Origin of the sequence: Streptomyces ossamyceticus, assembly GCF_001418475.1 — a bacterium.
GTDB lineage: Bacteria > Actinomycetota > Actinomycetes > Streptomycetales > Streptomycetaceae > Streptomyces > Streptomyces ossamyceticus.
In genome coordinates this window covers 1-10,831 of the sequence record NZ_LIQX01000532.1, presented here as the reverse complement: position 1 = coordinate 10,831, position 10,831 = coordinate 1, and the positions used below count along the sequence as shown (strand labels likewise).

Below are 10,831 nucleotides of genomic sequence, written 5' to 3'. Positions count from 1 at the left end.
GGTGACCGTCGGCGGCGAGGATGCCGCCGGCCTTGCGTCCTCGCCGCCGACGGTCACCAGCACATCGTTGGGCCATTTGAGTGATGTGTCGACGCCGGCGGCGCGGGACAGCCCGGTGGCGACGGCGACACCGGCCAGCAGCGGCAGCCAGCCCCACTGGTGGACGGGCACCTCGGTGGGCTTGAGGAGGACGGAGAAGAAGAGGCCGGAGCGGGGCGGTGCCGTCCACTGCCGGTCGAGGCGGCCCCGGCCGGCCGTCTGCTCCTCGGCGACGAGGACGGCGCCCTCCTCGGCGTCCCCCCGGACCGCGAGGTTCACCAGGTCGTGATTGGTGGAGCCGGTGCGCTGCACGACCTCCACATCGCGGTACAGGCCCCCGTGACCGCCGTCCCGCACCAGGCCCCGCCGCAGGGAGGCGGAGTTGAGGGGCGGCCGGCCGAGGTCGGTCCAGCGGGCCGACTTCGGCTCACCCGGTCCGCTGGACGGGTCACCTTGTGCACCTGGTGGGTTCGTCATGCAACCCACCCTAGGTTTGACATCCTCCGCCCCGCGAGAAGGAGACGGATTCCAGCCCTGACGAGCTGAGGTTCACGGGCGCTCGATCACTCTCGTGATGTCACCCCTCCGACGTGTCCCGCCGCGACGCTCCGATCGCACAAGCGGAAGGGGGCAGGAGTGTGGTAAACGCCGCACTGCCGAACGGTAGGCGCAGCACTACGCTACGGATGAGTAACCGCCCCCACTTCTGAGCATCCGCATTCAACGTCACCCTCACGTCCCACTGAGCAGGCAGGGAGCCGCATCCCGATGTCCGAGCCGGAAGAGCCAGCGACCATCGACATCCACACGACCGCGGGGAAGCTCGCGGATCTGCAGCGCCGTATCCACGAGGCGACGCATGCCGGCTCCGAGCGCGCGGTCGAGAAGCAGCACGCCAAGGGCAAACTGACGGCCCGTGAGCGGATCGAGCTGCTCCTCGACGAGGACTCCTTCGTGGAGTTCGACGAGTTCGCCCGCCACCGCTCCACCGACTTCGGCATGGAGCACAACCGCCCTTACGGCGACGGTGTCGTGACCGGCTACGGCACGGTCGACGGCCGCCCGGTCGCCGTGTTCTCGCAGGACTTCACCGTCCTCGGCGGTTCCCTGGGCGAGGTCTTCGGCCAGAAGATCATGAAGGCGATGGACTTCGCCCTGAAGACCGGCTGTCCCGTGATCGGCATCAACGACTCCGGCGGCGCCCGCATCCAGGAGGGCGTCATGGCCCTCGGCATGTACGGCGAGATCTTCCGCCGCAACACCCACGCGTCCGGCGTGATCCCCCAGATCTCCCTGGTCGTCGGCCCCTGCGCGGGCGGCGCGGTCTACTCCCCCGCGATCACCGACTTCACGGTCATGGTCGACCAGACCTCGCACATGTTCATCACCGGCCCCGACGTCATCAAGACGGTCACCGGCGAGGACGTCGGCTTCGAGGAACTGGGCGGCGCCCGCACCCACAACGCGACCTCGGGCGTGGCCCACCACATGGCGGGCGACGAGAAGGACGCCATCGAGTACGTCAAGCAGCTCCTGTCGTACCTGCCCTCGAACAACCTCAGTGAGCCCCCGGCCTTCCCCGAGCAGGCGGACCTCACCGTCACCGACGAGGACCGCGAGCTGGACACCCTCGTCCCGGACAGCGCGAACCAGCCGTACGACATGCACACGGTGATCGAACACGTCCTGGACGACGCCGAGTTCTTCGAGACCCAGGCCCTGTTCGCGCCGAACATCCTCACCGGCTTCGGCCGTGTCGAGGGCCACCCCGTGGGCATCGTCGCCAACCAGCCGCTGCAGTTCGCCGGCTGCCTGGACATCGACGCCTCGGAGAAGGCGGCCCGCTTCGTCCGCACCTGCGACGCCTTCAACGTCCCCGTCCTGACGTTCGTCGACGTCCCCGGCTTCCTCCCGGGCGTCGGCCAGGAGCACGAGGGCATCATCCGCCGCGGCGCCAAGCTCATCTACGCCTACGCCGAGGCCACGGTCCCGCTGATCACGGTCATCACCCGCAAGGCATTCGGCGGCGCCTACGACGTCATGGGCTCCAAGCACCTCGGCGCCGACCTCAACCTCGCCTGGCCGACCGCCCAGATCGCCGTCATGGGCGCCCAGGGCGCGGTCAACATCCTGCACCGCCGCACCATCGCCGCCGCCTCCGAGGAGGAGCGCGAGGAGGTCCGGGCCCGCCTGATCCAGGAGTACGAGGACACCCTCCTCAACCCCTACACGGCCGCCGAACGCGGTTACGTCGACGCCGTGATCACGCCCTCGGACACCCGCCGCCACATCGTCCGCGGTCTGCGCCAGCTCCGCACCAAGCGGGAGTCCCTGCCACCGAAGAAGCACGGCAACATCCCCCTCTAGACCCGACGGGAGCCATCGTGATCAAAGTCGTACGGGGCAACCCGACCCCCGAGGAGCTGGCCGCCGCCCTGGCGGTGGTCCAGGCGCGCGCCGCGGCGGCGGCCACACAGCCGTCCGGCGCGCCCACCCCCCGGGACTCCTGGTCCGACCCGTCCCGCATCGCCGCGCACCGGCTGCCCGCGCCGGGTCCCACGTCCTGGAGCCGGAGCTACTGGCCCGGCTGAGCGGACGGCCGGCCTCAACATGAGTACGCGTACTCAGGCGTCCGGACCACAGCGCCCCGCACCATCGGAGCATGCTGTGGTCCGACCCTGAGAACGAGCCGCCCAAGGAACTCCGAGACACCCAGGACATGCTCCGCCGGCTCAGCATCCTCATGGCCCTGGCCATGGTCCTGGCGATGCTGGTCCTGGGCATCCTCTGAGCGCCGGGCGGCGACGGCCCGGCCGCCCCGCGCGCCCGCCGCTACCCTGACCGCATGACCGAACCGCACCCCCGGCGCCGTCTGGTGCTCGCCTCGCAGTCCCCCGCCCGCCTCAACCTGCTGCGCCAGGCCGGCCTGGACCCCGAGGTGATCGTCAGCGGTGTGGACGAGGACGCCGTCACCGCCCCCACCCCCGCCGAGCTGGCCCTCGCCCTCGCCGAGGCCAAGGCCTCCGTCGTCGCGGCGAAGCCCGAGGTCAAGGGCGCCCTCGTCATCGGCTGCGACTCGGTGCTCGACCTGGACGGCGAAGCCCTCGGCAAGCCCGCCGACGCCGAGGAGGCCACGGCCCGCTGGAAGTCGATGCGCGGCCGCGCCGGCACCCTCCAGACCGGCCACTGCGTCTACGACACCGCCACCGGCCGCTACACCTCCGCGACCGCCTCCACGGTCGTCCACTTCGGCGACCCCACCGACGAGGAGATCGCCGCGTACGTGGCCTCGGGCGAACCCCTCTACGTCGCGGGCGCGTTCACCCTCGACGGCCGCTCGGCCCCGTTCATCGACGGCATCGACGGCGACCACGGCAACGTGATCGGCATCAGCCTTCCCCTGGTGCGCCGTCTGCTGGCCCAACTGGACGTGGCCATCACCGACTTGTGGACCCCCCGAGCCCCGTAGCGGCGGCTCAGGACGCTCCGGCGGCCGGCGGCGCGACGGGCGCGGCCGGCGCGCCCTCCTCGTCCGGGCCCGGCTCCCCGATGCCCGTCTTGCGGTCGTAGGTCATCAGGGTGAGCACCACGAGCGCCAGCACCACCATCATGAAGACGAACGCGCCCCACCCGACCAGCCCCACGGTGAGCGCACCGAGCAGGCCGTGCACCACGGCCACGCTGATGAGCACGACACGCCCGAGCCCGGCAGCGGGCCGGTCCCGTACCGCGACGAGCAGCGCGACGACCCCGCAGAACGCGAAGTAGAGCCCGAAGACGACACCCCCGGCCTTCGAGGACAGGGACATCGCGTCGGGGTCGAGCCCGGCGAGGGACATCTTCTGCCGGTCGACGACGGTGCCGAGGAACCACTGGAGCAGGGCGATCCCCAGCCCCTCCGCGAACAGCACGATCGCCGTGACCACCGCCACCGGTCTGCGGATCACCGCCACCCACCCACTTTCCCTGCCGCGCCGTTCCCACCGGGGCACCGTTACCCCAAGTACGTGTTCAGGACATCGCGAACGCTACTAACGGGTAAACCCGGGGACAAGGGTTCTCACGAGAGCAAAGAAACGTTGGGCCATTAGTAGGGATTCCACAAAGAAACCCAACCGGCCGCAGCGCGGCCGCACAGAGACCTTGACCACAGTGGAGGGCTAGGGTTTTCGGGTGGAGTCCTGCGTGATGCGGTGCGACAAGGGATTTCGCGGGTCGAGCGAGCCTCGATTCACGCTCCGTGTGGGCAAGGTCACCATTGAGGACGGGTCGAAACGCCGTGTCGGCAGTCCCTAAACTCGGCTTGTTTCAAGGAGAGGGAGCCATCGTGCGCAAGGTGTTGATCGCCAACCGAGGCGAAATCGCTGTCCGCGTCGCCCGGGCGTGCCGGGACGCCGGGATCGCGAGCGTGGCCGTGTACGCGGATCCGGACCGGGACGCACTGCATGTGCGTGCCGCGGACGAGGCGTTCGCCCTGGGCGGTGACACCCCCGCCACCAGCTACCTGGACATCTCCAAGGTGCTCCAGGCCGCCAAGGACTCCGGAGCGGACGCGATCCATCCGGGCTACGGCTTCCTCTCGGAGAACGCGGAGTTCGCCCAGGCCGTGCTGGACGCGGACCTGATCTGGATCGGCCCGCCCCCGCAGGCGATCCGTGACCTCGGCGACAAGGTGGCGGCCCGTCACATCGCCCAGCGCGCGGGCGCCCCGCTGGTCGCGGGCACCCCGGACCCGGTGTCGGGCGCCGACGAGGTCGTGGCGTTCGCCGAGGAACACGGTCTGCCCATCGCCATCAAGGCGGCGTTCGGCGGCGGTGGCCGTGGTCTGAAGGTGGCCCGCACCCTGGAAGAGGTGCCGGAGCTGTACGACTCGGCGGTCCGTGAGGCGGTCGCGGCGTTCGGCCGGGGCGAGTGCTTCGTGGAGCGCTACCTGGACAAGCCGCGTCACGTCGAGACCCAGTGCCTGGCGGACAAGCACGGCAACGTGGTCGTCGTCTCGACCCGTGACTGTTCGCTCCAGCGCCGCCACCAGAAGCTGGTCGAGGAGGCTCCGGCGCCGTTCCTGTCGCCCGAGCAGAACGCGGAGCTGTACCGCGCGTCGAAGGCCATCCTGAAGGAGGCCGGTTACGTCGGCGCCGGCACGGTGGAGTTCCTCGTCGGCATGGACGGCACGATCTCCTTCCTGGAGGTCAACACCCGCCTCCAGGTCGAGCACCCGGTCACCGAGGAGGTCACCGGTATCGACCTGGTCCGTGAGATGTTCCGGATCGCCGACGGCGAGGAGTTGGGCTACGACGACCCGCCGCTGCGCGGCCACTCCTTCGAGTTCCGCATCAACGGCGAGGACCCGGGCCGCAACTTCCTCCCGGCCCCCGGAACGGTCACCACGTTCGCCCCGCCGTCCGGCCCCGGTGTCCGTCTGGACGCGGGCGTGGAGTCCGGCAGCGTCATCGGCCCGGCCTGGGACTCCCTCCTCGCCAAGCTGATCGTCACCGGCGCCACCCGGCAGCAGGCCCTCCAGCGTGCCGCGCGCGCCCTGGAGGAGTTCCAGGTCGAGGGCATGGCCACGGCCATCCCGTTCCACCGCGCGGTCGTGAAGGACCCGGCGTTCGCTCCCGAACTCACCGGCTCCACCGACCCGTTCACGGTCCACACCCGCTGGATCGAGACGGAGTTCGTCAACGAGATCAAGCCGTTCGCGGCTCCCGCGGACACCGCCGAGCCCGAGGACGAGACGGACCGCGAGACGATCGTCGTCGAGGTCGGCGGCAAGCGCCTGGAGGTCTCCCTCCCGGCCGCTCTCGGTATGACCCTGGCCCGCACCGGCCTGGCCGCGGGCGCCAAGCCCAAGCGCCGCGCGGCGAAGAAGTCGGGTCCCGCGGCGTCCGGCGACACCCTCGCCTCCCCGATGCAGGGCACGATCGTGAAGGTCGCCGTCGAGGAGGGCCAGGAGGTCAAGGAGGGCGACCTCATCGTCGTCCTGGAGGCCATGAAGATGGAGCAGCCCCTCAACGCCCACCGCTCCGGCACGATCAAGGGCCTGAGCGCGGAGGTCGGCGCCTCCATCACGTCGGGCGCGGCGATCTGCGACATCAAGGACTGAGCACCGGTACGACGAGACGACCCCCGCGCCCGTCAGGGCCGCGGGGGTCGTCTCGTCCCCGCGGCAACTCGCCGGGCCGCCCGAGCTCTTAGGCTGAGGAGACCCCAGCGAGGAGAGCAGGTGAGGCCACGGTGAGCACCACCCCGGCCGGGCCCCCGGCAGGAGCGCGGCCGTCGGCGGCCCGGCCCCCGGCGGGCGTCCGCCCCATGCGGGCAGACGCCCGCCGCAACCACGAGCGCCTCCTCACGGCGGCCCGCCTCGCCTTCGCGGCCCATGGCACGACCGCCTCGCTGGAGGACATCGCCCGCCGCGCGGACGTCGGGATCGGCACGCTGTACCGCCACTTCCCGAACCGGCAGGCCCTCCTCGGCGCGGTCTTCGAGGACGCGGTGCAGGAGCTGCTGGCCCGGGCCCGGGAGCAGCTCGCCGCGCCCCAGCCGTGCACCGCACTGGTCATCTGGCTGCGCGACATCATCACTCGCGCGAGTGAATACCGGGGTCTGGCGAAGGCCCTGATGACGGTGTCGTACGCCGACTCCCGCATCGAGGAGGACGCCTCGGACCTGGCCCGGTGCTGCGCCCCGATCCGCGAGGCGGGCACGGCCCTCCTGACACGGGCGCAGCGGGCTCACGCGGTACGGGACGACGTGTCGATCGGCGATCTGCTCCAGCTCACCCACGCGATCGCGCTGGCGGCCGAGGAAACCCCGGACGACCCGGAGCTGGCCGACCGCCTACTGACCCTGACGCTGCGGGGCCTGAAACCGTAGCGAGGTGGTGAACCGATCACCCCGAAAGGTGGCGGCCCGGCCGACCGGAACCGCGGCAAACGGCCGACCGAAGCGGTGCTGACCCCGACGGGTCGGAGCCGCGCGGCAAACAGCCGACAATAAGCCGTGACGCCCGGCGGACCGGAACCGCGGCAAACGGCCGACCCGAGACCGAAGCGAACCGGCGGGCCGGCACCGCGCGGCAAACGGGCGACCCCAAGCCGTGGTGACCCGACGGGCCGGAACCGCGTCAAACTGCCGACCCGAGACCATGGCGACCCGACAGGCCGGAACCGCGCTGCAAACAGGCGCCCCCAAGCCGTGATGGCCCAACGCGCCGGAACCGCAGCGAACGGGCAACCCGAGACCATGGCGAACCGGCAGGCCGGAACCGCGCGGCGAAAGGGCGGTCCCGGGCGGTGGTGAAGCGGTGGCCCGTGGCCGTGGTGAGCCGGCGGCCCGTGGCCGTGGTGAGCCGGCGGCCCGTGGCCGTGGTGAGCCGGCGGCCCGTGGCCGTGGTGAGCCGGCGGCCGGCGGTGGCGGCGTTCGTGTCCGCGGGGCTCGCCCGGGGCGTCGCCGCCACCACGTTCACCGGCGGCGCAGGTCCGCCACGCGGGCCGCTCGCTCCCTCTCCCGCTCGCCGGTCGACGGCTGCTCCCCCAGCACCGTGGCCGTGCGCAACTGGGGCGCGGTGCCATGGACCTGGTTCCGGCGAGGGCCCGGGAGCGGCATGTCCCGGCGGGACTGGCGTGCCGGTGCGGGATCGCCGCCGGTGGCTCCGCCGCCCGACGCCCCGGCCACGGAGATCTGCACGCCCTGATCGGCCAGGGCCTGCAACTCGGTGACCGCGCGGTCGTCGTGGCCCGGCGGATCGTCGGTGACCAGTCGGGTGATCACATCGGTCGGCACCGTCTGGAACATCGTGTCGGTGCCCAGTTTGGTGTGGTCGGCGAGGACGACGACCTCGGCGGCGGCCTGGACCAGCGCCCGGTCGACGGACGCCGACAGCATGTTGGACGTGGACAGGCCGCGCTCTGCGGTCAGTCCGCTCCCGGAGAGGAAGGCCTTGGAGACACGCAGCCCCTGGAGGGACTGCTCGGCGCCGGAGCCGACCAGGGCGTAGTTGGAACCGCGCAGGGTACCGCCGGTCATCACGACTTCCACACGGTTGGCGTGGGCCAACGCCTGGGCCACCAACAGGGAGTTGGTGACGACGGTCAGCCCGGGGACCCGCGCGAGCCGGCGTGCCAGCTCCTGCGTGGTGGTCCCCGCCCCGACCACGATGGCCTCGCCCTCTTCGACGAGGCTCGCGGCGAGGTCGGCGATGGCCGTCTTCTCGGCGGTCGCGAGATGAGACTTCTGCGGAAAGCCGGACTCCCGCGTGAACCCGCCCGGCAATACCGCACCGCCGTGCCGGCGGTCGAGGAGTCCTTCTGCCTCCAGAGCGCGCACGTCCCGCCGTACGGTCACTTCGGAGGTCTGGACGACGCGGGCGAGCTCACGGAGCGACACGGCTCCATTGGCCCGCACCATTTCGAGGATCAATTGGCGACGTTCTGCAGCGAACACGAAACTGACAGTAACGCCAACGACCATCTGCTTTCAGCAGTTTGCGCCGAATAACAGAAGTTGTTCGCACCGTGGGGCGAGGAGTGATATAGGGGCCATCCGGGACGTAAACGCAACGGGTCCGGACCGCCGACCGGCCCGGACCCGCCCTCGTACCGCCGTGTGACCTCGTCAGACGCCGCCGCCCGCCTTGCGGGTGTGGAGCTGGCGGGCGACCTCGGCGATCGAGCCCGACAGGGACGGGTACACGGTGAACGCGTTCGCGATCTGTTCCACGGTCAGGTTGTTGTCGACCGCGATCGAGATGGGGTGAATCAGTTCCGAAGCGCGCGGGGAGACCACGACGCCGCCGACGACGATACCGGTGCCCGGCCGGCAGAAGATCTTGACGAAGCCGTCGCGGATGCCCTGCATCTTCGCGCGCGGGTTGCGCAGCAGCGGCAGCTTCACGCCGACGGCGTCGATGATCCCGGCGTCGAGGTCGGCCTGGGTGTAGCCGACGGTGGCGATCTCGGGGTCGGTGAAGACGTTGGACGACACGGTCTTCAGATTCAGCGGGGCCACCGCGTCGCCGAGGAAGTGGTACATGGCGATACGACCCTGCATGGCGGCCACGGAGGCGAGGGCGAACACGCCGGTGACGTCACCGGCGGCGTACACACCGGGGGCCGAGGTCCGCGAGACCTTGTCGGTCCAGATGTGCCCGGAGTCCTTGAGCTTGACCCCGGCCTCCTCCAGGCCCATGCCGGCACTGTTCGGGATGGCGCCGACGGCCATCAGGCAGTGGGTGCCGCTGATGACGCGCCCGTCGGCGAGGGTCACCTCGACCCGGTCGCCCACCCGCTTGGCGGACTCGGCCCGGGAGCGCGCCATGACGTTCATGCCCCGCCGCCGGAACACGTCCTCCAGGACGGCGGCGGCGTCGGGGTCCTCGCCCGGCAGCACGCGGTCGCGGCTGGAGACGAGGGTGACGCGCGATCCGAGCGCCTGGTAGGCACCGGCGAACTCGGCGCCCGTCACACCGGACCCGACCACGATCAGCTCTTCGGGCAGTTCATCGAGGTCGTAGACCTGCGTCCAGTTGAGGATCCGCTCCCCGTCGGGCTGCGCGTCGGGCAGCTCGCGCGGGTGGCCGCCGGTGGCGATGAGGACGGCGTCGGCGATCAGGGTCTCCTCGGAGCCGTCCGCGGCGCGGACGACGACCTTGCGCGACCCGTCGAGGTCCTGCTGGCCCTCCAGCCGCCCGCGCCCGCGCATGACCCGCGCGCCGGCGCGTGTCACGGAGGCGGTGATGTCATGCGACTGCGCCAGCGCGAGCCGCTTCACACGCCGGTTGACCTTGCCGAGGTCCACCCCGACGACACGCGCGGGCGTGTCGATGTACGGGGTGTCGTCGGCGACGATGATGCCCAGCTCCTCGTACGACGAGTCGAAGGTGGTCATCACCTCGGCGGTCGCGATGAGCGTCTTCGACGGCACGCAGTCGGTCAGCACCGACGCCCCGCCCAGACCGTCGCAGTCCACGACGGTCACCTCCGCGCCGAGCTGCGCGGCCACCAGCGCCGCCTCATAGCCGCCGGGTCCGCCACCGATGATCACGATCCGAGTCACGTACCCCATTCTCCCGCACGATCCCGAATGCGGCGGAGTCGGGGTCCACGGGCCACGGCGAGGGTGGGGGCAGCGGCTTCGTGGCCTGCTGGGACAGCGGGGGAGCAGGAGGCCGACGGGGACGAGGAGAGAGGCCGAGTACCTGCCGGGGCAGGGACGAGAGGAGGGAGGGAAGGGGCCGAGAGGAGGAGGGACAGAGGACCGGGGAAGAGGTCGAGAGTCGGGAGGGGAAGGGCAGAGGGCGGCCAGGGGCAGTTCCCGAGTTCCCGCCCGTTCCGCGGGGCCGGTTCGCACATGCCGGCCCTCTCGACGACCGGTTCCCAGGGGGTCTGCTCCCCTCGGCGGCCGAACCGCCCAGTTGCCTGTGTGCCCCCGACCGCTCGTTTCACGGTTGCCGAGCGTCGCTCAGGCTGGTCCCGCTGCTGCCCGCACACCCCTCCCGCGACTCCTCTGCCCGGTTCACGAGCCCTCCGCAGACGCACCCGTCGGTGCACGAGCGCTCCCGCGATCGACCCCACCCGTCGAAAGCATGCTTCCCCTCGGCCCCTTCGCCTGACCTCGCCTGTCCCCTCCTCTTGGGGCCTCCCTGAGGCCCCAAGAGGAGGGGACACCAGCGAGCCGGCCGCCGAGAGGAGCCGACCGTTCCGGGACGCCGGCTTGGTGCACTGGTCGGCTCGCGGGTGGTCGGCTCCTCTCGGCGGCCGGCTCGCTGGTGTCCCCTCCTCTTGGGGCCTCAGGG

9 protein-coding genes and 1 pseudogene are annotated in these 10,831 nt (G+C 71.2%); 6 read left to right on the top strand and 4 right to left on the bottom strand.

The annotated features are described in order from the left end of the window. Nucleotides 1-516: pseudogene (locus AOK15_RS32145) on the bottom strand (biotin--[acetyl-CoA-carboxylase] ligase); the annotation flags it as partial. A 291-nt stretch (nt 517-807) separates the two neighbouring features. On the opposite strand from AOK15_RS32145, the gene AOK15_RS32140 reads away from it, so the two are divergent. The 4 genes from AOK15_RS32140 to AOK15_RS32130 all read left to right on the top strand — a co-directional run bounded on the left by AOK15_RS32140 (nt 808) and on the right by AOK15_RS32130 (nt 3,508). After that, nucleotides 808-2,406: an acyl-CoA carboxylase subunit beta gene (locus tag AOK15_RS32140; RefSeq protein WP_055521846.1), complete on the top strand. Its 1,599-nt coding sequence runs from the start codon at nt 808-810 to the stop codon at nt 2,404-2,406. A gap of 14 nt (nt 2,407-2,420) precedes the next feature. Further along, nucleotides 2,421-2,630 (top strand): acyl-CoA carboxylase epsilon subunit, encoded by a 210-nt coding sequence (locus AOK15_RS32135; RefSeq protein WP_055521845.1) that lies wholly within the window; start codon nt 2,421-2,423, stop codon nt 2,628-2,630. 71 nt (nt 2,631-2,701) lie between these two features. Continuing rightward, nucleotides 2,702-2,830 (top strand): morphogenic membrane protein MmpB, encoded by a 129-nt coding sequence (mmpB, locus tag AOK15_RS48400; protein ID WP_107099558.1) that lies wholly within the window; start codon nt 2,702-2,704, stop codon nt 2,828-2,830. A gap of 54 nt (nt 2,831-2,884) precedes the next feature. Continuing rightward, entirely contained in the window at nt 2,885-3,508 is a 624-nt protein-coding gene (locus AOK15_RS32130; protein WP_055521844.1) for a Maf family protein, read from the top strand. Nucleotides 3,509-3,515: 7 nt separating this feature from the next. On the opposite strand, the gene AOK15_RS32125 is transcribed toward AOK15_RS32130, so the two are convergent. Then, a complete protein-coding gene (locus AOK15_RS32125; RefSeq protein ID WP_205632270.1) occupies nt 3,516-3,986 on the bottom strand; it encodes a hypothetical protein in 471 nt (156 codons plus the stop codon). Between the two features lie 380 nt (nt 3,987-4,366). On the opposite strand from AOK15_RS32125, the gene AOK15_RS32120 reads away from it, so the two are divergent. After that, nucleotides 4,367-6,142, top strand: coding sequence for an acetyl/propionyl/methylcrotonyl-CoA carboxylase subunit alpha (locus AOK15_RS32120; protein WP_055521842.1), 1,776 nt, complete (start codon nt 4,367-4,369; stop codon nt 6,140-6,142). Between the two features lie 206 nt (nt 6,143-6,348). Next, nucleotides 6,349-6,912: a TetR/AcrR family transcriptional regulator gene (locus AOK15_RS32115; RefSeq protein ID WP_055521841.1), complete on the top strand. Its 564-nt coding sequence runs from the start codon at nt 6,349-6,351 to the stop codon at nt 6,910-6,912. Nucleotides 6,913-7,500: 588 nt separating this feature from the next. Here AOK15_RS32115 and AOK15_RS32110 read toward each other — a convergent pair. Further along, the gene (locus AOK15_RS32110) at nt 7,501-8,508 is read right to left on the bottom strand and encodes a DeoR/GlpR family DNA-binding transcription regulator (RefSeq protein ID WP_079058835.1); all 1,008 of its coding nucleotides are present in this window, start codon (nt 8,506-8,508) and stop codon (nt 7,501-7,503) included. A gap of 144 nt (nt 8,509-8,652) precedes the next feature. Further along, complete coding sequence (locus AOK15_RS32105) at nt 8,653-10,101, bottom strand: NAD(P)H-quinone dehydrogenase (protein ID WP_055521839.1); 1,449 nt, start codon at nt 10,099-10,101, stop codon at nt 8,653-8,655. Between the last annotated feature and the right edge of the window lie 730 nt (nt 10,102-10,831).

What these genes read in the sequence shown, in the direction of transcription:
- AOK15_RS32140 (WP_055521846.1), top strand. Translation starts at nt 808, where the DNA reads ATGTCCGAGCCGGAAGAGCCAGCGACCATCGACATCCACACGACCGCG.
- mmpB (WP_107099558.1), top strand. Translation starts at nt 2,702, where the DNA reads ATGCTGTGGTCCGACCCTGAGAACGAGCCGCCCAAGGAACTCCGAGAC.
- AOK15_RS32130 (WP_055521844.1), top strand. Translation starts at nt 2,885, where the DNA reads ATGACCGAACCGCACCCCCGGCGCCGTCTGGTGCTCGCCTCGCAGTCC.
- AOK15_RS32115 (WP_055521841.1), top strand. Translation starts at nt 6,349, where the DNA reads ATGCGGGCAGACGCCCGCCGCAACCACGAGCGCCTCCTCACGGCGGCC.
- AOK15_RS32110 (WP_079058835.1), bottom strand. Translation starts at nt 8,508, where the DNA reads ATGGTCGTTGGCGTTACTGTCAGTTTCGTGTTCGCTGCAGAACGTCGC.
- AOK15_RS32105 (WP_055521839.1), bottom strand. Translation starts at nt 10,101, where the DNA reads ATGGGGTACGTGACTCGGATCGTGATCATCGGTGGCGGACCCGGCGGC.